We start from the raw sequence: 21042 nt of genomic DNA, 5'->3' as shown, positions 1-21042 counted from the left end.
GCGCCCGCCCGACGGCCGGGAAGCGGGGCTCACGTCGCGGCGAGCGTCTCCCACCCGAAGAACCGGAGCACTTCGTCGCGCTGCCGCATCGCATCTGCGCGTCCGAGCGCCATCAGGTCGCGCGTGTACGCCGAGTCGAACAGCAGGTAGCTCGCCAGAGCGCCGCCCTTCACGTCGGCCGCCACCTTCGAGCCGCCCAACAGGTGCCGCACCGCGCCCGGCAGGGCATCGACATGGCGTGCCGCGATCACGTCGAGCCGTTCCGACGGCGAGATCACCAGCAGGTCGAGCGGGCGCAGCGTGCTCGCCGCGCGCGCCTCTTCGGGAACCAGCCCCAGCGTGTGGTTGATGCGGCGCAGCCGCTCGATGTCGACTGCCAGCGCATCGAGAAAGATGCTCGACAGCGCATGGCCCGCGATCTGCGCCATCGTTGGATAGCCGCTGTGGGTGTTGGGCGCCGTGGTGTCGCGCGGCTCGTGCATGCGGCCCGCGCCGATCACCACGATGCGCTGCGCGCCGAGGTGGATCGCTGCCGCGATGGGCGCCGACTGGCGCATCGAACCGTCGCCGAAGTACTCGATGTGGCCTTGCATCGGCAGGGCCGTGGCCGGAAACACGAAGGGAATGGCCGACGATGCCAGCAGGTGCGCATGCGTGATGCGGTCGCGCACCGACAGGCGCTGCGACCGCACCCACGGCTCCATCGGCACGGCAGCCTCGAAGAAGGTGACGTGCTCGCCCGAGCTGTAGCTCGACGCGGTCACGGCCAGCGCCTGCAGGTGGCCGTCCTTCATGAGCTGCGGCAGCCGCTCGAGCGGCACCATGCGCTGCAGAAGCTCGGCAAGCGGCGCGTTGTCGAGCAGCGACTTCGGCTTGATGCGCATCCAGTTGGCCGCGAAGCGCCCGAACCCGAGCAGCATGCGCCAGCGCGTGCCGCTGCCGATCACCGAGAGCGAATCGGCGCGGTACACCTGCTCGGCGCGGAACCGGCTCCAGACCTCGGCGATGTTCGCCACCACCTGGTCGAAGTCGTCGGCGCCGCAGGCCAGCGCGGCCGCGTTGATGGCGCCGGCGGAGGTGCCGGTGATGACGTCGAAGGGATTGCCGGTGCCGGTGGCCGCCGGTCCGGCCGCGCGGCGGATGTCGGCAATGGCTTCGAGCACGCCGACCTGGTAGGCGGCCCGGGCGCCGCCCCCGGTGAGCAGGAGGCCGGTGGCGGGACTGGTCTCTGTCATTTTGTCGTTGCCATGAGCCATTGAAAGCAGACCTGGATTCCCCGTTTTCTTGCGGAACACCGCGGAACCGGCTTTGCCGGGCCGCTGGTGTTGCCCCCGGTAGGGGGCGGGAGAAGCGACACGAAGTGCGCGAAGCCTGGGGGCGAGCCACTAGACTACCGGCCATTCAGGAGTTTGATCAATGGCACTCACCCCAGAAGGGCTCATGGACGCGCTCAAGGCCGTCGCGGACCCTAACACCGGCAAGGAATTCGCGGCGAGCCGGTCGCTCAAGAACCTGCAGATAGCGGAGGGCGACGTCTCGTTCGACCTCGAACTCGGTTATCCGGCGAAGAGCCAGCACGCGGCCATCCGAAAGGCGCTGGTGGCGGCCGCCAAGACGGTACCGGGCGTGGAGAACGTGTCGGTCAACGTCGTCACCAAGGTCATCAGCCATGCGGTGCAGCGCGGCGTGCAGTTGATGCCCAACGTCAAGAACATCGTCGCGGTGGCCTCGGGCAAGGGGGGCGTGGGCAAAAGCACCACGGCGGCCAACCTGGCGCTGGCGCTGGCGTCCGAGGGAGCCACGGTCGGCCTGCTCGACGCCGACATCTACGGCCCGAGCCAGCCCATGATGATGGGCATCGAGGGCCGCCCCGAAAGCGCCGACGGCAAGACCATGGAGCCCATGGAGCGCCACGGCGTGCAGGTGATGTCCATCGGCTTCCTGGTCGACCCCGACCAGGCCATGGTCTGGCGCGGCCCCATGGCCACGCAGGCGCTGGAGCAGCTGCTGCGCCAGACCAACTGGAAAGACCTCGACTACCTCATCGTCGACATGCCCCCGGGCACCGGCGACATCCAGCTCACGCTCAGCCAGCGCGTGCCGATGACGGGCGCGGTGATCGTCACCACGCCGCAGGACATCGCGCTGCTCGACGCGAAGAAGGGCATCAAGATGTTCGAGAAGGTCGGCGTGCCGATCCTCGGCATCGTCGAGAACATGGCGGTGCACATCTGCTCGAACTGCGGCCATGCGGAGCACATCTTCGGCGCGGACGGCGGCAGGAAGATGGCGGCCGAATACCAGATGGAATACCTGGGCGCATTGCCGTTGGACATCAAGATCCGCCTGCAGGCCGACAGCGGCGCGCCCACCGTGGTGTCCGATCCGGACGGCGACGTGGCCGGCATCTACAAGGCCGTTGCACGCCGCGTGGCCGTGGGCATCGCCGAGAAGGCGAAGGATTTTTCCTCCAAGTTTCCGACGATCTCGATCAGCAAGAACACCTGAGGGATGAAGCCCTGCTTTCCGATTGGGTGCGTTGTGCGTGATGTGCGTCGTTGTTCGGGGCGCGATCACGCCGACGGGGTGCCTTGCTCCGCGAATGTCCCCCGGCCTGCGGCCTCCTCCTTTATTTCGCTGCGGGAGCCACCCGGTGCCCTTGGCATGCACCCCGAACACAAGCACCCCGCGACACGACACGCGCCGGAGCCACAGGCATGAACCTGCTCGCCTCGATGCGCTACCTGGTGGCGCTCAACGAGCACAAGCACTTCGGCCGCGCCGCGCAGGCCTGCCACATCACGCAGCCGGCGCTGTCGAACGCGCTGCGCGCGCTCGAAACCGAGTTCGGCGTGGTCATCGTCAAGCGTGCACGCGTCTATGTCGGCCTCACACACGAAGGCGAGCGCGTGCTGGCCACGGCGCAGCGCATGCTGCGCGACAACGAAGTGCTGCTGCAGGAGTTGCGCAGCGATGTGGACAATCCGCACGGTCGCCTGCGCATGGCCGCGGTGCCTACCGCCATTCCGATGCTCTCGCGCTTCGCCGCCATGCTGAACCAGCGGCATCCGGGCATCCTGCCGGTCGTGCTGTCGATGAGCTCGCAGGAACTGGAGACGGGGCTCGAAAGCCTTTCGATCGACCTTGCGCTCGGCTACACGGAGCGCATGCACCTGCCGGGCATCAAGCTCACGGCCTGGCCGCAGAGCGTCGAGCACTACTTCCTCCTGCGGCGCGCCGAAACGCCCTCTGTGGACGAACTGCGCATCGGCCAACCCATCACCTGGGCCGAGGCCGGCAAGCTGCCGCTGTGCCTGCTCACGACCGACATGCACAACCGCGCCATCCTGGACCAGGCGCTGCGCGAAGCCGGCGTTCCGGTGGCGCCCGCCATCGAGACCAACTCCGTGCTCGCGCTCGCGCTCGCGGTCAGCGCGGGCACGGTCAGCAGCGTGCTTCCGGGCGCCATGGTCGCGGCCGTGCGCAGCCATCGCGAGCTGGAGGCGCTGCCGCTGGTGGCGCCCGAAGTGCTCACGCCGATAGGCTTCATGACGCAGGACGGCGTGCGCTCCTCGCGCGCGCTCGAAGCCGCGCTGGCCCTCCTGCAAACCCCCGAGTGGCGTGAGCAGGTGCGTATCCACAGCGGGGCGCTCGGCGACTGAGCACCGGCCGGGCATTTAGTTATTGAATCGGCCGATGCGCCGAACGAATTTGACGGAGCGAGAAACGTTCTGACACACTCCGCGGCCCGGATTCAAACACAAGAGTTACAAATCCGGCCAACAAGGAGAAATATGGCAGGCTCAACTGCAGGCGTTCTCGATGGAGATCGCATCGTCGGAGGAGGGGCGCAACCGCAACCTGGCTTCCTGGAAAAGGAACGCATCATCGCGGGCCCTGGCTTCAACCGCTGGCTGGTGCCGCCCGCCGCGCTGGCTATTCACCTGTGCATCGGCATGGCGTATGGCTTCTCGGTGTTCTGGCTGCCGCTGTCGAAAGCGCTCGGCACGGCCGGCACCGGCGCCCAGGCCTGCGCCAAGGACATGAGCTTCTTCGCCGAGCTGTTCGCCACGAACTGCGACTGGCGCGTGGCCACGCTGGGCTGGATGTACACGCTGTTCTTCGTCTTCCTCGGCTGCTCGGCGGCCCTGTGGGGCGGCTGGCTCGAACGTGCGGGCCCGCGCAAGGCCGGCGTGGTGTCGGCGCTGTGCTGGTGCGGCGGCATGCTGTTGTCGGCGGTGGGCATCCACCTGCACCAGTTCTGGCTGATGATCCTCGGCTCGGGCGTGATCGGCGGCATCGGCCTCGGGCTCGGCTACATCTCGCCGGTGAGCACGCTGATCAAGTGGTTCCCCGACCGACGCGGCATGGCGACCGGCATGGCCATCATGGGCTTTGGCGGCGGCGCGATGATCGGCTCGCCGCTGGCGGTCGACCTGATGAAGCGCTTCAGCACGGCCACCGACGTGGGTGTGATGCAGACCTTCGTGGTCATGGCGCTCGGCTACTTCGTGTTCATGATGGCTGGTGCGCTCGGCTACCGCGTGCCGCCCTCGGGCTGGAAGCCCGAAGGCTGGACGCCGCCCCCGGCGCAGACCAGCAACACCATGATCACGCAGCGCCACGTGCACGTGAAGAAGGTCTGGGGCATTCCGCAGTTCTGGCTCGTGTGGCTGGTGCTGTGCATGAACGTGAGCGCCGGCATCGGCGTGATCGGCATGGCCTCGCCGATGCTGCAGGAAGTGTTCGGCGGCGCGCTCATCGACCTGCCGGCCAAGTACGGACAGCTCGACAAGACGCAACTCGCGGCCATCGCGGTGGTGGCGGGCGGCTTCACGGCGCTGCTGTCGCTGTTCAACATCGGCGGGCGCTTCGTGTGGGCCAGCCTGTCGGACAAGCTGGGCCGCAAGCTCACCTACACGGTGTTCTTCGTGCTCGGCGGCATCCTGTACGCGAGCATTCCCTCGTCGGCCGGCGCGGGCAGCAAGCTGCTGTTCGTGGGCGCCTGCTGCGTGATCGTGTCGATGTACGGCGGCGGCTTCGCCACGGTGCCGGCGTACCTCGCCGACCTTTTCGGCACGCAGTTCGTGGGCGCCATCCATGGCCGCCTGCTCACCGCGTGGGCCACGGCCGGCATCCTCGGCCCTGTGGTGGTGAACTACATGCGCGAGTACCAACTGGGCCTGGGCCTGCCGCGCGAGCAGGTCTACAACCAGACCATGTACATCCTCGTGGGCATGCTGGTGATCGGCTTCATCGCCAACTTGCTGGTGCGCCCGGTGGCCGACAAGCACTTCATGACCGATGCCGAACTGGCGGTCGAGAAGAAGCTGGCGCACGAAAAGGCCTCTGCGGCCGAAGTAGGCAGCGGCTCTGGCCGCGCCGACACGGTGAGCCCTGCGGTCGTGGCGCTGGCATGGGTGGCAGTGGGTATTCCGTTGGCCTGGGGCGTCTACAAGACGCTGGTGAGCGCGGCGAAGTTCTTCCACTAGGAACGCTTTCCCGGGGCTTCGCGAAGGGAACCGAGCCTTGCGGCATGGTTTACCCTTCGCGCCAAATGAAATCCAAAGTCCAGTTCCGTCTGCGCGTATACCGGGACGACGCCATCGCCATCGGCCCCGGCAAGATCGCCGTGCTCGAAGCGGTGGCCGAGACCGGTTCGATCTCGGCGGCGGCCCGCCTGCTGGGCATGTCGTACCGCAGGGCGTGGATGCTGATCGACGAGATGAACCAGGCACTGGTCTCGCCGGCCGTGAACACTGCGGCCGGCGGCTCGCGCGGCGGCGGCACCGCGCTCACGCCGGTGGGCGAGGAAGTCGTCAGGCACTACCGTGCCATCGAAAACGCGGCGAAGCTGGCCACGGCTGCGGACATCCGTGCGCTGACGCGGCTGCTGGCACCGTAACGCTATATCGATCGGTATATGGGGCAGCTCACGCCGTGCATCTTCGCGGTGAGGCAGCGTCCGTCATGCAACAATCCCGTCGTATCCCAATGAATACGACGAATGCCCTCATCGCCTCGACCGACTGGTCACCCCTGGCACTGTCGCTCAAGGTCGCCGCGGTCGCGACCGTGCTGGCGCTGATTGCGGGCGTGGCGCTGGGCTGGGTGTTCGCACGCAAGAAGTTCTTCGGCGCCAGCGTGCTCGAAGCCGTGTTCATGCTGCCTCTGGTGCTGCCTCCCACTGTGATCGGCTATGCGATTCTCGTGGCGGCCGGCCGCCGCAGCCCGCTCGGCGCGTGGCTGCGCGAGCACCTCGACTACACCATCATCTTCAGCTGGCACGGCGCCGTGGTGGCCTCGGCCGTGGTGGCGCTGCCGCTGGTGCTCAAGTCGGCCAGCGCGGCATTCTCGGGTGTGGACCGATCGCTCGAAGCCGCAGCCAGCACGCTGCGGCAGTCGCCGCTGTCGGTTTTCCTGCGCGTCACGCTGCCGCTGGCGTGGCCCGGCATCCTGGCCGGCACACTGCTCGCGTTCGCACGCGCGATGGGTGAGTTCGGCGCGTCGCTGATGGTGGCCGGCTCCATTCCCAAGCAGACCCAGACGCTGTCGATGGCCATCTACGACGCTGTGCAGGCCGGTCACGACGACCTCGCGCTGCTGCTGGTCGTCGTGACCTCGCTGCTGTCGATCACCGTGCTGGTGCTGTCGAGCCGCTTCTTCTCGCTTCGCTGATTTCGTCTTCATCATTCCGGAGTTGTCCATGCGCCCGTTCCGCCTTCTGTCGTTGGTTCTCGCACTCGCCCTGCCGCTGGCTGCTGCCGCGCAGCAGATCACCGTGTCCGCCGCCGCGAGCCTGACCGACGCGTTCAAGGAAATCGGCCCCAGGTTCGAGGCTGCCAAGGCCGGCGCCACGGTGCGCTTCAACTTCGCCGCCTCGGGCGTGCTGCTGCAGCAGATCGGCCAGGGCGCGCCGGTGGACGTGTTCGCCAGCGCCGACCAGGAAACGATGAACCGCGGTGTCGAGCAGAAGGCCGTCGACGCCGCCACGCGCAAGGACTTCGTCACCAACAGCCTGGTGCTCATCGAACCCGCCAAGGAGAGCGTGGGCGTCAAGACGCTGCAGGACCTGGGCGGCGCGAACGTGAAGAAGATCGCCATCGGCAAGGTCGCCACCGTCCCGGTCGGCCGCTACACCAGGCAGGTGCTGGACAACGCCAACCTCTGGACTGCGCTCGAACCGAAGTTCGTGCAGGCCGACAGCGTGCGCCAGGTGCTCGACTACGTGAGCCGCGGCGAGGTCGAGGCCGGTTTCGTCTACCGCACCGATGCGGCCGTGGCCGGCGACAAGGTGAAGATCGCCTTTACGCCTACCGGCCACACGCCAGTGACATACCCCATCGCCGTGGTGGCCGAGAGCAGGCAGAAGGCGCTGGCCGGTGACTTCATCGCCTTTCTTTCGACGCCCGCCGCGCAGGAAGTGCTTACGCGTTACGGGTTCGGGAAGCCATGACTCCCGAGATGAGATCCTGTTGTTTCATGCGTCGCGTTGTGGGTGCTTCGGGGTGCGCTCACGCCGACGGGGTACCTTGCTCCGCGAATGTCCCCCGGCCTGCGGCCTCCTCCTTTATTTCGCTGCGCAAGGCACCCCATCGGCGTGAGCGTTGGACAGAGCAGTCGTTGATCGGCGGTACACCAGCAGCGTGCCCTGTGCGCAGGGCACCGGGTGCTCCCCGCAGCGAAATAAAGGAGGAGCGAAGCGGGGGACATTCGCGGAGGGGAGTACCCGGTGGCCTGCGCACGCACCCCGGAACGAAACGCGTATCACGCCCCAGAACGCCGGAGCAGCAAGGATGATCGATGTCGACCTGAAGCTCACGGTAGCCGACGGCCGCCGGCGTTTCGATCTGGCCGTGCGTTTCGCCACGGACGTGCCCTTCGCCGCGCTCTACGGCCCTTCGGGTGCAGGCAAGTCGCTGACCCTGCAGGCCATTGCCGGCCTGCTGCATCCCAGCGCCGGCCACGTGCGGCTCGACGGTCGCACGCTGTACGACGCGGCCCAGGGCATCGACGTGCCCGCACCGGCGCGGCGCATCGGCTACCTGTTCCAGCACTACGCACTGTTCCCGCACCTGAGCGTGCGCGAGAACGTGGGCTTCGGCTTGACCGCATGGCACCGTCGCAAGCCGGCCGCCAAAGACGCCGAGCGCGTACAGGCCCTGCTCGAAAGCTTCGGCCTCGGGGCGCTGGCCGACAGCCGGCCGCAGAACCTCTCGGGCGGCCAGCAGCAGCGCGTGGCGCTCGCGCGCGCGCTGGCCTGCGAGCCGCAGGTGCTGCTGCTCGACGAACCCTTCGCCGCGCTCAACCCCATGCTGCGCGCGGAGTTGCGCAACGAACTCGCGCAAGTGCGCAGGCAATGGGGCATTCCCGTGCTGATGATCACGCACGACATCGAGGACGTGCTCGCGCTGGCTGACGTGGCCTTTGTCTACAAGGACGGGCAGGTGGTGCGCGAGATCGACCTGCGCACGGCTGAAAGCCGCGACTTCGCGTTGCGCGAGATCGCCGGCGTGCAGGCTGTGGAAGAGACGCCGCTGCGCAGCAAGTTGCGCGGGCTGCTGATGCAAGACACGCGAGGCGCCTGAGACCTCGCTTCATTTCCTTTTTGAATCGCCGCATGTCCCGATTCAATTTGACGCTCCGCAGGCCCACGGCGAACACTCGCCGGCATGAGCAGTGAGCAGAAGATCGAGTTTTACAAGGGCCCCGCGGGCGGTTGGGGCGCATTGCGCAGCGTGACCAACGCGCTGCTGCGGCAGGACATTCCCATCAAGGGCGCGAAGACGCTGCTCTCGGCCAACCAGCCCGACGGTTTCGACTGCCCGGGCTGCGCCTGGCCCGACCGCAACCATGCCTCCACGTTCGAGTTCTGCGAGAACGGCGTCAAGGCCGTGGCGGCCGAAGCCACTGCGCGGCGTGCCGGCCCGGAACTCTTTGCAAAGCACACCGTGGCGCAACTGGCCGAGCAGAGCGATTTCTGGCTCGAAGACCAGGGCCGCCTCACGCACCCCATGGCCTACGACGCGGCCAGCGACAAGTACGTGCCGATCGAATGGGACGACGCCTTCGCGCGCATCGCGAAGCACCTGAACGCGCTGCCTGATCCGGACCAGGCCATCTTCTATACCTCGGGCCGCGCGAGCAACGAGGCCGCCTTCCTCTACCAGCTGTTCGTGCGCGAGTACGGCACCAACAATTTTCCCGACTGCTCGAACATGTGCCACGAGCCCAGCGGCAGCGGCATGCGCCCGCAGTTCGGCGTGGGCAAGGGCACGGTCACGCTCGATGACTTCGAGAAGGCCGACGCGATCTTCATCTTCGGCCAGAACCCCGGCACCAACCATCCGCGCATGCTGGGCGAATTGCGCGCGGCCTCGAAGCGCGGCGCGCGCGTCGTGAGCTTCAACCCGCTGCGCGAGCGCGGGCTGGAGCGCTTCGCCGATCCGCAGGACAAGCTCGAGATGGCCACCATGGGCTCCACGCCCATCAGCACGCACTACTTCCAGCTGCGCGTGGGCGGCGACTTCGCCGCCGTCAAGGGGATGATGAAGCACGTCATCGAGCGCGAGGACGAAGTCGCGGCGCGCGGCGAGCCTTCGGTGCTCGACCATGAATTCATCGCCACGCACACCACCGGCTTCGAGGCTCTGGCGGCCGACCTGCGTGCCGAGTCGTGGGACATCCTGGTGCAGGAGTCGGGGCTGAGCGAAGCGCAGATCCGCGCCGCGGCCGACGTGTACCTGGGTGCGAAGAGGGTCATCGCCTGCTGGGGCATGGGCATCACGCAGCACCAGCATTCGGTGGCCACCATCCAGATGATCGGCAACTGGCTCATGCTGTGCGGCCACATGGGGCGCGAAGGCGCGGGCGCCTGCCCGGTCCGCGGCCACAGCAACGTGCAGGGCGACCGCACCATGGGTATCTGGGAAAAGCCGCCTGCCGCGCTGCTCGATCGGCTGCAGCAGGTGTTCGGTTTCGAGCCGCCGCGCCGCAATGGCGTCGACACGGTCGAGGCCATACAACTCATGCTCGAGGGCAAGGGCAAGGTGTTCTTCGCGCTCGGCGGCAACTTCGCGGCGGCCACACCCGACACCTACCAGACCTGGAAGGGCCTGCAGAAGTGCGACCTCACGGTGCACGTGACCACCAAGCTCAACCGCAGCCACGTGATCCACGGGCGCGAGGCGATCATTCTGCCGTGCCTGGGGCGCACCGAGATCGACATGCAGGCCGGCGGCCCCCAGGGCGTGACGGTGGAAGACTCGATGAGCATGGTGCACATCTCGATGGGCATCAACCCGCCCGCGTCGGAACACCTGCTGTCCGAGCCGGCCATCGTGGCGCGGCTCGCCGCGGCCACCCTCGGCGCGCGCAGCAAGACGCCGTGGCTGTCGCTGATCGAAGACTACGCCCGCATCCGCGACAAGATCGAAGCCGTGTTCGACGACTTCAAGGATTTCAATGCGCGTGTCGCGCACCCCGGCGGCTTCCGCCTGCGCAACACCGCGAGCGAGCGGGTGTGGAACACCGCGTCAAAGAAGGCCGTGTTCTTCACGCACGCCGTGCCGCTGGACACCCATTCGCACCGCGCCCGCGCGCGCTTTGCGAAGAAGGGCGACACCATCGTCTTCACGCTGCTGACCACGCGTTCGCACGACCAGTACAACACCACCATCTACGGCATGGACGACCGCTACCGCGGCGTGTTCGGCCAGCGTCGCGTGGTCTTCATCAACGCCGAGGACATCCGGGCGCTGGGCATGAAGGACGGCGACTGGGTCGATCTGCAGACGGTGTGGAACGACGGCCAGGAGCGCCGCGCCGACCGCTTCAGGCTGGTGGCGTACGACATCCCGCGCGGCAACCTCGCGGCCTACTACCCCGAAACGAACCCACTGGTGCCGCTGTCGTCGGTGGCCGAGAACGCGGGCACGCCGACTTCCAAGTCCATTCCCGTGGTGCTGGTGCCGCACGAGCTGCCGATCCAGAAACTGGCGGAGGACGAAGCCGACGGCATGGTGGCGGCATGAGTGCCCTGCTGCAGGACAGCCTGTCGGTGGCCATCCTGCGCATGCTCGCGCAGGAGCCCGACGGCACCGGCGTCTCGCTGCCGCGCCTGGGCAAGCGGCTAGGGCAGGGCGCCAGCGTGCTGATGCGCCGGCTCACGCTGATGGGCGATGCGGCCATCGGCGGCGTGCGCGGCCCCGGCTGGGTGCGGGTGGTGCAGTACGACGACCGCTGGGTGGCACACCTCCAGGCGCCCGGACGGGCCCAGGTGCAAACGCTGCCGCCCCTTGCGGACGAGAACCGCGACTGAGCAGACAATGGCAGGCCCACCCGGAGCCACCATGTCGAAGCCAGACCTCGCCAATCTCGCCGATCCCGAAGACGCCCTGCCGCCGCTCTTGCGGCACGCCGTGCATGTCTTCGGCGAGCGCGGCGTTGCGCCCGAAGGCGTGGTGCGCGACGACACGCTGGCGGCCGAAGTGCCGGTGGCGCTGGTGTTCAACGGCGTCTCGCATGCGGTGATGATGGCCACGCCGCAAGACCTCGAAGCCTTCGCGCTCGGCTTCGCACTGAGCGAAGGCATCCTCGACACCGCGGCCGACTGCCGCGGCGTCGAGGCGCGCACGGTCGATGCCACCGACGCGGGCCTGCCCGAAGGCATGCCCGGCATCGAGGTGCAGCTCGAGATTTCCACGCGCAGCTTCGAGCGCCTGAAAGACCGCCGCCGCAGCCTCGCGGGCCGTACCGGGTGCGGCGTGTGCGGTGTCGAGAGTTTCGCGGGGCTGGACCTCACGCCGCAGCGCGTGCCGCCGCGCGACTGGATCGAGCGCATCGATCTGGCCACCGTGCTGCGCGCCTTCGCCGCCATGCCGCCGCGCCAGATCCTCAACGCCGAAGCCGGCGCGATCCACGCCGCCGCATGGGCCACGATCGATGGCGAGCTCACCGACCTGATGGAAGACGTCGGCCGCCACAACGCGCTCGACAAACTGCTCGGCAAGCTCGCGCTGGCGGGCCGCCTCGAGGAGCCGGGCTTCGTGCTGATGTCCAGCCGCGGCAGCCACGAACTGGTGCGCAAGTGCGCGCGCCTGGGCATTGCGGCGATGGCGACCATCTCCGCGCCGACTTCGATGGGCGTGCGCATGGCCGAGCTCAGCGGCCTGCGTTTCTGGGGCCTGTGCCGCGCACCGCGCGGCGTGCTCTATGCTGACGGGCTCGCGGGTTCGCCGAGCGCCAGCACTGCATCGGCCACCGCCTCGATGCCCTGATCCGACAGGTCGGGCGCCGCCACGCGCTGGCGCTGCGCCCAGGCGCGGAAGTGCAGCTCCTGCGATTTCTGGTAGTGCGGATCGTAGTGCAGCGCCATCAGTTCCGCGAACAGGTGCGGCAGGTCGGCCTCGTGTGCCCACTGCTGCCAGCGCGCCACCGTCTCCTTGCCCTGCAGTTCCTTCAGCACGCCGAGCTTGTCGGCCAGCGCGTTGCGGTCGTCGCCCAGGTAGGCGTAGTCGCGCAGCAGGTAGGCCAGTCGCGCCTCGGGCGTGGCGGACACCTCGATGCACGGCGCCGCGCGCATCTGCGCCACCAGCGACAGTGGCAGCGACAGCCGCCCGATGCGAATGCTCTCGCCCTCGACGTACAGCGGGCGCGACAGGTCGATGGTTTCGAGCACGGCCGCGATGCGCGTCTCGAAATGCTTTTGCGACGGCTGCGGCACGCCCGGCAGCGAACCCAGCAGCGAGCCCTTGTGGCTGGCGAAATCTTCGAGGTCGAGCACCTGCGCACCGCGCGCGGCCAGCGCATGCAGCACGCGGGTCTTGGCACTGCCGGTGGCGCCGCAGACTACGCGCAGGTCGAGCTTGGGCGTCAGCGCGTCGATTTGCGAGATCACATGCCGGCGAAAGCTCTTGTAGCCGCCCGCGAGTTGCTGCGCATCCCAGCCGACGAGACGAAGCCAGGTGACCATCGAGCCGCTGCGCATGCCGCCGCGCCAGCAGTAGACCAGCGGCTTCCAGTTCTCGGGCCGGTCGGCCAGCGTCTCGCGCAGGTGCCTGGCGATGTTGGCCGCGACCATCGCGCCGCCGATGCGCCGGGCCTCGAAGGCGCCGGTCTGCACATAGACGGTGCCGACGATGTGCCGCTCCTCGTCGTCGAGCACGGGGCAGTTGATGGCGCCGGGAATGTGGTCGAGCGCGAACTCGGCCGGCGAGCGGGCGTCGATCAGCGTGTCGAAGGCGTGGCGGTCGGCGACTCGTACGGGCTGGCGGTGACTCATGGCTGGAACCTCATGGGCTCGATTGTCGGTCTTGCTGTTCGGGGTGCGTGCACAGGGCCCCGGGTGCTCCCCTGCGCGAATGTCCCCCGTCGGCGTGATCGCACCCCTGACCGGGAGCGCATCAAGCGTAAGCAGGCCCCAGCCCCTTGCGCAACCGAGCGCTGGCAAGGTCGACAAAGGTGACCAGCACGAACATCGCGATCAGCACCGTCATCGCCTGCTGCTGCTGGAAGATCGACAGGTGGAAGTACAGCAGCTGCCCCAGCCCGCCGCCGCCCACGAAGCCCAGCACGGCCGCCATGCGGATGTTCATCTCCCATCGGTAGAGCGTGTAGGCCACCCATTGCGGCAGCACGATGGGCAGGCTCGCGTAGCTGAAGGCGGTGACCGCGTTGGCGCCCGAGAGCGTGAGCGCGTGCTCGGGTTCGCGCGGGGCGTTTTCCAATGCTTCGGCGAAGAGGCGGCCCAGCACGCCCGTGGTGTGCAGCGACAGGGCCAGCGCGCCGGCGAATGGGCCGATGCCCGCGGTCAGCACCATCAGCGCGGCCCACACGAGTTCGGGCACGCTGCGCAGGAAGTTGAGGACGAATCGCGCCACGTGGCGTGGCAGCCAGCCGGTGCGGCCCGATGCAGGCAGCGCAAGCACCGCACCCGCAATGGCCGCCAGCACCGTACCGAGGGCCGACACCGCCAGCGTCTGCAAGGCACCGTTGCCCACCTTGGCGAGGAAGTCCGGCGAGAGGTCGGGCGGGAAGAACTCGGCGATGAACCTGCCCATGAGCCGAAGCGACTCCGACGAGCCGAGCGCGCGGTAGTCGATGCCCAGGTAGACAAAGCTCGCGGCCACCGCCGCGCCGATCAGCAGCAGCGCGATGCGGCAGCGCCAGCACGGTGGCGGGCGCGGGGGCAGCGGCGTCGTCATGCCAGCAGCCTCCGCAGTGCATTGCTCAGCAGGTCGGCCAGCAGCACCAGCGCGAGGAACACCAGCAGGATGCTGCTGGCCTCGCCGCCGTTGAGCATCTTCATCGACTGGTCCATCAGCTGCCCCAGCCCGCCAGCGCCGACGAAGCCCATCACCACCGAGGCGCGCACCGCGCATTCCCAGCGGTAGACGGTGTACGAAGCCAGCTCCTGCGCCGTGTTCGGCAGCAGGCCGTAGCACAGCGCCGCGACCCGGCCGCTGCCGCTTTCGAGCAGGGCGCGCGCGGGGCGCGTGTCGGTCGATTCGAGGATCTCCGCGTAGACCTTGCCCAGCATGCCGCCGTAGGTGATGGCCAGCGCCAGCACGCCCGAGGCGGGGCCGAGCCCGAGCGCGCGCACGAACAGCAGCGCCCAGACGATTTCCGGAATGGCGCGCAGCACCATCAGCAGCCAGCGCGCGGCCTGCCGAACGATGCCCGCCTGCACGCGGCCGGGCCCGGGGCCGATGCGCGAGATGGACAGCGCACGCGTCGTGACGAAACCGAGCGGCGCACCGATCAGCAGCGCCAGTGCGGTGCCGGCCGTGGCCATCGCCAGCGTTTCGAGCGTGGCCTTGAAGAGCATCGCGAGGAATGCGGGCGAGCCTTCGGGCGGAAAGAAGCCCGCCAGGAATCCGCCGATGACGGCGAGGTTGCCGCTGCCGAACAGCGCCCACGGCTTGAACTCCGACAGCGCCAGCATCGGCCACGCGATGACGAGCGCGGCGATCCACCCGGCCAGCCGGCGTGCCGCATGCGGGTCGCGCTGCGCGATGGCGTTCGAGCTCAAGGGCAGTCCGGCCGGTGGAAGGCCGCCTCCATCGCAGCGCCCGCCGGCAGCGGCCGCTGCATGGCGATGCCGCCTTCGCTCGCATACAGCGTGTCGAGCATCGCGGCCGTGACTTGCGCGGCAGGCAGGTCGAACATCACCTGCCCGTTGCGCATGCCGACGATGCGCGGGAACCAGCGCAGCGCCAGGTCCACCGCATGCAGCGAGGCCACCAGCGTGGCCCCTGTCGATTCGCTTTGCGCAACGAGCTGGCCGACGGCGGCGTCGGCCAGCGTGGGGTCGAGCGCGGACACGGGTTCATCGGCCAGCAGCAGGGCGGGGCGCTGGTACAGGGCGCGCGCGATGCCGACGCGCTGCAGCTGCCCGCCCGAGAGGCGGTCGCAGCGGTCGAACAGACGGTCTTCCATGGCCAGCCGCGACAGCGCTTCGTGCGCGCCGGCAATGTCCGAGGGATAGAACAGCGAGCCCAGCGCGCGCAGCGTGGACCATTCGCCGAGCCGGCCCGTGAGCACGGCGGTGACTACGCGCAGGCGTGGCGCGATCGGTGGCGCCTGGTGCACGGTGCCGATGCGGGCGCGCAGCTTCTTCAACGCTGCGGCCGGCAACTGCCAGGGCTGTGCGCCCAATGCCAGCACTGCGCCCTCCGTGGGCCGCAGCGCCGCACCGAGTACGCGCAGCAGCGTGGTCTTGCCGGCGCCCGAAGGGCCGATGACGGCGATGCATTCGCCGTCCTGCGCGGCGAGGGTCACTCCGGCCAGCGCGCGCTGGCCGTTGGCGTGGACCACGCCGATGGCATCGAGGGAGAAGCTCACGCTGCGGGGCTTTCGGGGGGCGTTCCCTCACCCCAACCCTCTCCCGCGAGCGGGAGAGGGAGAGGGAGCCAAAACCAACGGCCGGACCCCGTGTGGGATGAGGGTGCCCCCGCCTTCCAGAAAATCACTTGATCAAACCCGCCGACTTCCCCGCCGTCTCGATCCCGTCGTAGTTCGACGACTTGGTCGGGATGAACTTGCTCGCACGTTGCAGCGCCATGATTTCCTTGTGCGCCGGGTTCGCCGGATCGAGCTTCAGGAACGCGTCGGTCAGCTTCTTCTGCAGCGTGGCGTCCATGCCCGGGCGCACCGTCCAGTTGTAGTCGTAGTAGGTCGGCGTGGTCGCCAGCACGCGCACCTTGGCGGCATTGGGGTTCTTCGATTCGACCAGCTTGTCCCACACCGACGCGTTGAGCACCCCCGCTTCGGCGCGCGACGCGGCCACGAAGGCCACGGTGGCGTCGTGCGCGCCCGAGAACGCGACCGTCTTGAAGTCCTTCTCGGGGTTGATGCCGGCCTGCAGCAGGAAGTAGCGCGGCATCAGGCTGCCCGAGGTCGACGAGGGCGCGCCGAAGGCGAAGGTCTTGCCCTTCAGGTCTGCCAGGGTCTTCGCGGTGCTGTCCACCGGCACGATGAACTTGCTGGTGAACACCTCGTCTTCCGCGCGCTGCACGATCGGCACCGCGCCGCCGTTGGTGCGAATGCGCGCCTGCACGAAGGTGAAGCCGCCGAGCCAGGCCAGGTCGATCTTGTTGGTGGCCAGGCCCTCGACCACTGCTGCATAGTCGGTCACGGGCGTGAACTGCACGTCCATGCCGGTCTCCTTCTTGAGGTAGTCGCCCAGCGGGGTGAACTTGCGCTGCAGCTCGGTGGGCGCCTCGTCGGGAATGGCCGAGACGCGCAGCAGGCCCTGGGCGAGGGCGCCGAAGCTGGCGACGGAAACGGCGAGCGCGAGCGCCAGCTGGGTGAGAGTTGTCTTCTTCATGGATGTGCCTCGAAAACGTGCAGCGGGTGCGGGAAAGGTAAGGACGGGATTGTAGAAAGCGGGGCCGCTTCGATAATCGGCCCATGAACCCAACGCTCATGAACCCGCTCGCGCCCTTGCGCCTCACGAGTTTTTCGCACGGCGGTGGCTGTGGCTGCAAGATCGCGCCCGGCGTGCTGTCGCAGATCCTGAAGAACCACGCCGGCGGCATGATTCCGCCCGAACTCATGGTGGGCATCGAGACCGCCGACGACGCGGCTGTGTACAGGCTCAACGACCAGCAGGCACTGATCGCGACCACCGACTTCTTCATGCCCATCGTGGACGATCCCTACGAGTTCGGCCGCATCGCCGCGACCAACGCGATCAGCGACGTGTACGCGATGGGCGGCCGGCCGATCATGGCGCTGGCCCTGGTGGCCATGCCGATCAACCAGCTGCCGGTGGAAGTCATCGCAGAGATCGTGCGCGGCGGGCAGGACGTGTGCCGCTCAGCTGGCATCCCGATCGCCGGCGGCCACACCATCGATTCGGTCGAACCGATCTACGGCCTCGTCGCGATGGGTCTGGTGCACCCGGACCGCGTGCGGCGCAATGCCGATGCGAAGGCGGGCGACGTCCTGGTGCTGGGCAAGCCGCTGGGCGTGGGCGTGCTGTCGGCCGCGCTCAAGAAGGAGCAACTGTCCGAGACGGGCTACCGCCAGCTGATCGAGAACACGACGAAGCTCAACACGCCGGGCATCGCGCTGTCGGCGCTCGACGGCGTGCACGCACTGACCGACGTCACGGGCTTCGGGCTGGCGGGCCATACGCTCGAACTGGCGCGCGGCGCAAAGCTGAGGGCGGTGGTCGAGTGGTCGAAGGTGCCGTTGCTCGACAACGTGGTGGCGATGGCTGGCGCGGGATTCGTGACTGGCGCCTCGGGGCGCAACTGGGCGGGTTATGGCGCAGAGATCGAACTCGCAGCCGGCCTGCCGGCCACCGCGCAGAACTTGCTGAGCGATCCGCAGACATCGGGCGGCCTGCTCGTGAGCTGTGCGCCCGAAGCGGTCGATGCGGTGCTGAAGATCTTCCGCGACGAAGGCTTTGCGCGAGCGGCGGTCATAGGCCGTGTGGAGGCTGGTGAACCCTCGTTGCGCGTGATTTCGTAGCCCCCGGGCATTTCTCCCTCCCCTTCCGGGGGAGGGAGGGGTGGGGGCAAGCGGCGCTCGATAGCTGGATCTGGCGGCCGGTGCTACTTGGGCGCCGCAGCGTCGCCGCTGCTCGGCGCGGGTGCCGCGCCGCCGGAGGAACTGCCGCCATTCGGGCCGCTCATGCCGCCGACACCGGAGTCGGCGGGCCTGACGCCCGCCGGGCTCGCGCCGGTCACCTTCGGTGCGGGGGGTTTGGGATCGCAGGCACTGGCCAGCACACCTGCAACCAGGCACAGGCCGACGATCTGCAAGCGCTGGCATCGTGGCATAGACACTCCTTGAGGAAGGATGGTCCGACAAACAAACTGGCTGTTTTTCTTGCCTCGTCCTTCGCTCGCCGAAGGCCCGGTTTGCGACAGAACGGGGTGTGTTTGTCGCATCATGCGGCAGCATCCTGCCGGGATCAAGGGGCGCAAGGGCGCAATAACCCTTGGAGCCGGCCGTGCCCCCGACTGTCGGCTATCGTTCGCGCCATGAATGCCTCCCTCCGCCTGGGTTGGCGCACGCTCTGGCGCGACCTGCGCGCCGGCGAGTTGCGCCTGTTGATCGTCGCCGTGCTGCTGGCCGTGGCTGCGCTCACGGCCGTCGGCTTCTTCGCCGACCGGCTGCAGGGTGGGCTGAAGCGCGATGCGCGCCAGTTGCTGGGCGGCGATGCGGTGATCGTCAGCGACAACCCGACCCCCGCTGCCTTCGTGGCGCAGGCCAGGGCGCTCGGCCTGGAAGGTTCCGGCACCTACGGCTTCCCGACCATGGCCCGGGCCGAAGATGCGCAGGGCGGCGCCAGCAAGCTGGTGGCGCTCAAGGCCGTGGCCGCGGGCTATCCGCTGCGCGGCAGCCTTTTGACCTCGGCCACCCTCGAAGGCCCCGGCAAGGCGACGCGAGACATCCCACCGCCGGGCGAGGTGTGGGTCGATGCCTCGCTGCTCGACTCGCTCGCGCTCAAGGTCGGCGACACGCTGCTGCTTGGCGATGCCGGCCTGCGCGTCGGCCGCGTCATCACGCTGGAGCCCGACCGCGGCGCCGGCTTCATGAGCTTCTCGCCGCGCGTGATGATCAACCAGGCCGACGTCGCGCGCACCGCGCTCGTGCAGCCGGCCAGCCGTGTCGGCTACCGCTATGCGGTGGCGGGCAGCGACGCGGCGGTGAAGCGTTTTTCCGACTGGGCCGACGCCACCATCAAGAAGGGCGAGCTGCGCGGCGTGCGGCTCGATTCCTTCGAGGGCGGCCGGCCCGAGATGCGCCAGACGCTGGACCGCGCCGAGAAATTCCTGAGCCTGGTCGCGCTGCTCGCCGCTCTGCTGTCGGCCGTGGCGGTGGCGCTGGCCGCGAAGCCGCGCGCGGCCAGCCACCTCGACGACTGCGCGATGCTGCGCGTGCTGGGCCAGAGCCAGCGCACCATCGCCGTCGCCTATGCCTTCGAGTTCACGGTGATCGGCATCGTGGCCAGCGCGCTCGGCGTGGCGATTGGCTTCGCGGTGCACTACGTGTTCGTGCTGCTGCTGGCCGGGCTGGTCGAAACCGCGCTGCCCGCAGCCACGCTGTGGCCGGTGGCCTTCGGACTGGGCATGGGGCTCACGCTGTTGTTCGCCTTCGGCCTGCCGCCGGTGCTGCAACTGGCCCGCGTGCCGCCGCTGCGCGTGATCCGGCGCGATGTCGGCGGCCTCAAGCCCGCTTCGCTCGCGGTGCTGGGTGTCGGCGTCGCGGGCTTCGCGGCGCTGCTGATGGCGGCCAGCAGCGACATCAAGCTGGGCCTCATTGCCGTCGGCGGCTTCGCGGGTGCGGTGGCCGTGTTCGCGCTGCTGAGCTGGCTCGCTGTGAAGGTGCTGCGCCGCAGCGTCAACGAAACCACCGCGCCGCGCTGGCTGGTGCTGGCCACGCGGCAGATCTCGGCGCGGCCGGCGTATGCGGTGGTGCAGGTCAGTGCGCTGTCGGTGGGGCTGCTGGCGCTGGTGCTGCTGGTGCTGCTGCGCACCGACCTCGTCGCGAGCTGGCGCCAGGCCACGCCGCCCGACGCGCCGAACCGCTTCGTCATCAACGTCATGCCCGACCAGAGCGACGCCTTCCAGAAGTCGCTGCGTGATGCGGGCGTGCGCAAGTTCGACTGGTATCCCATGATCCGCGGCCGCCTCGTGGCCATCAACGACAAGCCGGTGTCGCCCGACGACTACGCCGAGGACCGCGCCAAGCGGCTGGTGGACCGCGAGTTCAACCTCAGCAACAGCGTGGCTGCACCTGCGCACAACAGCATCACGGCCGGCAAGTGGACGCCGGATGCAGCCGGCGAAGTGAGCGTGGAAGAGGGTCTGGCCGAGACACTCGGCCTCAAGCTCGGCGACTCGCTGCGCTTCGACATCGGCGGCACGCAGAGCGAGGCGCGCATCACCTCGCTGCGCAAGGTCGACTGGGGCTCGATGCATGCCAACTTCTTCGTCATGTACACGGTGGCTTCGCTGGCCGACGTGCCCACCACCTACATGGGAGCCTTCCGCGCGCCCGAGACGCGGGGCTTCGACAACGCGCTGGTGCGCAGCTATCCGAACGTCACCAACGTGGACATGAGCGCCACCATCAACCAGGTGCAGCGTGTGCTCGACCAGGTGATCCGCGCGGTCGAATTCCTGTTCGGCTTCACGCTCGCGGCCGGGCTGGTGGTGCTGTTCGCGGCTGTCACGGCCACGCGCGAGGAGCGCGCGCGCGAGTTCGCGGTGATGCGCGCGGTGGGCGCGCGTGCCAGCCTGCTGCGGCAGGTGCAGCGCGCCGAGCTGGCGGGTGTCGGCCTGCTTGCGGGTTTTCTCGCGAGCATCGTGGCCTCGGCGATCGGCTGGGCGCTGGCGCGCTATGTGTTCGAGTTCACGTGGAGGGCCTCGCCCATCGTGCCGGTGGCCGGTGCGCTGGCTGGCGCGGTGCTCGCGCTGGGAGCCGGATGGTGGGGCCTGCGCGACGTGCTGCGCCGCCCGGTGGTCGACACGCTGCGCCGCGCTGCCGAGTAGCAAACTTTTTCTTCGGATTCGGGCCGGACGG

Annotated in this window: 19 protein-coding genes; 12 read left to right on the top strand and 7 right to left on the bottom strand. The window is 68.6% G+C overall.

The window, feature by feature from the left end:
- Positions 1–29 precede the first annotated feature (29 nt).
- On the bottom strand, positions 30–1235 hold the full coding sequence (locus tag ACEN9N_RS17655) for a patatin-like phospholipase family protein (protein ID WP_042674176.1): 1206 nt from the start codon (positions 1233–1235) through the stop codon (positions 30–32).
- Positions 1236–1416: 181 nt separating this feature from the next.
- Between ACEN9N_RS17655 and apbC the strand changes: the two genes are divergently transcribed.
- From apbC to fdhD, 10 genes are all read left to right on the top strand, one after another.
- Positions 1417–2508, top strand: a complete 1092-nt coding sequence (apbC, locus tag ACEN9N_RS17650) for an iron-sulfur cluster carrier protein ApbC (protein WP_056593872.1) — start codon at positions 1417–1419, stop codon at positions 2506–2508.
- Between the two features lie 209 nt (positions 2509–2717).
- On the top strand, positions 2718–3662 hold the full coding sequence (locus tag ACEN9N_RS17645; protein WP_495654168.1) for a LysR substrate-binding domain-containing protein: 945 nt from the start codon (positions 2718–2720) through the stop codon (positions 3660–3662).
- Between the two features lie 132 nt (positions 3663–3794).
- Positions 3795–5492: an OFA family MFS transporter gene (locus tag ACEN9N_RS17640; protein ID WP_007838583.1), complete on the top strand. Its 1698-nt coding sequence runs from the start codon at positions 3795–3797 to the stop codon at positions 5490–5492.
- A 65-nt stretch (positions 5493–5557) separates the two neighbouring features.
- Positions 5558–5905 (top strand): winged helix-turn-helix domain-containing protein, encoded by a 348-nt coding sequence (locus tag ACEN9N_RS17635; protein WP_042674408.1) that lies wholly within the window; start codon positions 5558–5560, stop codon positions 5903–5905.
- An 89-nt stretch (positions 5906–5994) separates the two neighbouring features.
- Positions 5995–6678, top strand: coding sequence for a molybdate ABC transporter permease subunit (gene modB / locus ACEN9N_RS17630; protein ID WP_056593864.1), 684 nt, complete (start codon positions 5995–5997; stop codon positions 6676–6678).
- Between the two features lie 28 nt (positions 6679–6706).
- Positions 6707–7456, top strand: coding sequence for a molybdate ABC transporter substrate-binding protein (gene modA / locus ACEN9N_RS17625; protein WP_413315366.1), 750 nt, complete (start codon positions 6707–6709; stop codon positions 7454–7456).
- Positions 7457–7796: 340 nt separating this feature from the next.
- On the top strand, positions 7797–8588 hold the full coding sequence (locus ACEN9N_RS17620) for an ABC transporter ATP-binding protein (protein WP_007839219.1): 792 nt from the start codon (positions 7797–7799) through the stop codon (positions 8586–8588).
- A gap of 84 nt (positions 8589–8672) precedes the next feature.
- Positions 8673–11033, top strand: a complete 2361-nt coding sequence (locus ACEN9N_RS17615; RefSeq protein WP_495654167.1) for an FdhF/YdeP family oxidoreductase — start codon at positions 8673–8675, stop codon at positions 11031–11033.
- On the top strand, positions 11030–11320 hold the full coding sequence (locus ACEN9N_RS17610) for a hypothetical protein (RefSeq protein ID WP_007839221.1): 291 nt from the start codon (positions 11030–11032) through the stop codon (positions 11318–11320). Before ACEN9N_RS17615 ends, ACEN9N_RS17610 begins: the two co-directional genes overlap by 4 nt.
- A gap of 31 nt (positions 11321–11351) precedes the next feature.
- Positions 11352–12278: a formate dehydrogenase accessory sulfurtransferase FdhD gene (gene fdhD / locus ACEN9N_RS17605; protein ID WP_413315363.1), complete on the top strand. Its 927-nt coding sequence runs from the start codon at positions 11352–11354 to the stop codon at positions 12276–12278.
- Here the strand turns inward: fdhD and mnmH are convergent.
- The 5 genes from mnmH to ACEN9N_RS17580 all read right to left on the bottom strand — a co-directional run bounded on the left by mnmH (position 12212) and on the right by ACEN9N_RS17580 (position 16828).
- Positions 12212–13282 (bottom strand): tRNA 2-selenouridine(34) synthase MnmH, encoded by a 1071-nt coding sequence (mnmH, locus tag ACEN9N_RS17600; RefSeq protein ID WP_413315361.1) that lies wholly within the window; start codon positions 13280–13282, stop codon positions 12212–12214. The genes fdhD and mnmH overlap by 67 nt on opposite strands.
- A 121-nt stretch (positions 13283–13403) precedes the next feature.
- Positions 13404–14204 (bottom strand): phosphonate ABC transporter, permease protein PhnE, encoded by an 801-nt coding sequence (gene phnE / locus ACEN9N_RS17595; RefSeq protein ID WP_495654166.1) that lies wholly within the window; start codon positions 14202–14204, stop codon positions 13404–13406.
- Complete coding sequence (locus ACEN9N_RS17590; RefSeq protein WP_007839229.1) at positions 14201–15031, bottom strand: PhnE/PtxC family ABC transporter permease; 831 nt, start codon at positions 15029–15031, stop codon at positions 14201–14203. Before ACEN9N_RS17590 ends, phnE begins: the two co-directional genes overlap by 4 nt.
- Positions 15028–15843, bottom strand: coding sequence for a phosphonate ABC transporter ATP-binding protein (locus ACEN9N_RS17585; RefSeq protein ID WP_413315359.1), 816 nt, complete (start codon positions 15841–15843; stop codon positions 15028–15030). The genes ACEN9N_RS17590 and ACEN9N_RS17585 overlap by 4 nt, the downstream gene beginning before the upstream one ends.
- A gap of 124 nt (positions 15844–15967) precedes the next feature.
- Complete coding sequence (locus tag ACEN9N_RS17580) at positions 15968–16828, bottom strand: putative selenate ABC transporter substrate-binding protein (protein WP_007839231.1); 861 nt, start codon at positions 16826–16828, stop codon at positions 15968–15970.
- Positions 16829–16911: 83 nt separating this feature from the next.
- Between ACEN9N_RS17580 and selD the strand changes: the two genes are divergently transcribed.
- Positions 16912–17979: a selenide, water dikinase SelD gene (gene selD, locus ACEN9N_RS17575; RefSeq protein WP_007839232.1), complete on the top strand. Its 1068-nt coding sequence runs from the start codon at positions 16912–16914 to the stop codon at positions 17977–17979.
- A gap of 83 nt (positions 17980–18062) precedes the next feature.
- Here selD and ACEN9N_RS17570 read toward each other — a convergent pair whose 3' ends face one another.
- Entirely contained in the window at positions 18063–18290 is a 228-nt protein-coding gene (locus ACEN9N_RS17570; protein ID WP_495654165.1) for a hypothetical protein, read from the bottom strand.
- A gap of 204 nt (positions 18291–18494) precedes the next feature.
- Here ACEN9N_RS17570 and ACEN9N_RS17565 point away from each other — a divergent pair, with 204 nt between their 5' ends.
- Complete coding sequence (locus ACEN9N_RS17565; protein WP_495654164.1) at positions 18495–21011, top strand: ABC transporter permease; 2517 nt, start codon at positions 18495–18497, stop codon at positions 21009–21011.
- Positions 21012–21042: the final 31 nt, after the last annotated feature.

The sequence above is a fragment of the Variovorax sp. Varisp46 genome (genome assembly GCF_059491885.1).
This window is presented reverse-complemented; position numbering and strand designations above follow the sequence as displayed.

What these genes read in the sequence shown, in the direction of transcription:
- ACEN9N_RS17570 (WP_495654165.1), bottom strand. Translation starts at nt 18,290, where the DNA reads ATGCCACGATGCCAGCGCTTGCAGATCGTCGGCCTGTGCCTGGTTGCA.
- selD (WP_007839232.1), top strand. Translation starts at nt 16,912, where the DNA reads ATGAACCCAACGCTCATGAACCCGCTCGCGCCCTTGCGCCTCACGAGT.
- mnmH (WP_413315361.1), bottom strand. Translation starts at nt 13,282, where the DNA reads ATGAGTCACCGCCAGCCCGTACGAGTCGCCGACCGCCACGCCTTCGAC.
- ACEN9N_RS17580 (WP_007839231.1), bottom strand. Translation starts at nt 16,828, where the DNA reads ATGAAGAAGACAACTCTCACCCAGCTGGCGCTCGCGCTCGCCGTTTCC.
- ACEN9N_RS17620 (WP_007839219.1), top strand. Translation starts at nt 7,797, where the DNA reads ATGATCGATGTCGACCTGAAGCTCACGGTAGCCGACGGCCGCCGGCGT.
- ACEN9N_RS17615 (WP_495654167.1), top strand. Translation starts at nt 8,673, where the DNA reads ATGAGCAGTGAGCAGAAGATCGAGTTTTACAAGGGCCCCGCGGGCGGT.
- fdhD (WP_413315363.1), top strand. Translation starts at nt 11,352, where the DNA reads ATGTCGAAGCCAGACCTCGCCAATCTCGCCGATCCCGAAGACGCCCTG.
- ACEN9N_RS17655 (WP_042674176.1), bottom strand. Translation starts at nt 1,235, where the DNA reads ATGACAGAGACCAGTCCCGCCACCGGCCTCCTGCTCACCGGGGGCGGC.
- ACEN9N_RS17640 (WP_007838583.1), top strand. Translation starts at nt 3,795, where the DNA reads ATGGCAGGCTCAACTGCAGGCGTTCTCGATGGAGATCGCATCGTCGGA.
- phnE (WP_495654166.1), bottom strand. Translation starts at nt 14,204, where the DNA reads ATGACGACGCCGCTGCCCCCGCGCCCGCCACCGTGCTGGCGCTGCCGC.
- modA (WP_413315366.1), top strand. Translation starts at nt 6,707, where the DNA reads ATGCGCCCGTTCCGCCTTCTGTCGTTGGTTCTCGCACTCGCCCTGCCG.
- ACEN9N_RS17645 (WP_495654168.1), top strand. Translation starts at nt 2,718, where the DNA reads ATGAACCTGCTCGCCTCGATGCGCTACCTGGTGGCGCTCAACGAGCAC.
- ACEN9N_RS17610 (WP_007839221.1), top strand. Translation starts at nt 11,030, where the DNA reads ATGAGTGCCCTGCTGCAGGACAGCCTGTCGGTGGCCATCCTGCGCATG.
- ACEN9N_RS17635 (WP_042674408.1), top strand. Translation starts at nt 5,558, where the DNA reads ATGAAATCCAAAGTCCAGTTCCGTCTGCGCGTATACCGGGACGACGCC.
- ACEN9N_RS17565 (WP_495654164.1), top strand. Translation starts at nt 18,495, where the DNA reads ATGAATGCCTCCCTCCGCCTGGGTTGGCGCACGCTCTGGCGCGACCTG.
- modB (WP_056593864.1), top strand. Translation starts at nt 5,995, where the DNA reads ATGAATACGACGAATGCCCTCATCGCCTCGACCGACTGGTCACCCCTG.
- apbC (WP_056593872.1), top strand. Translation starts at nt 1,417, where the DNA reads ATGGCACTCACCCCAGAAGGGCTCATGGACGCGCTCAAGGCCGTCGCG.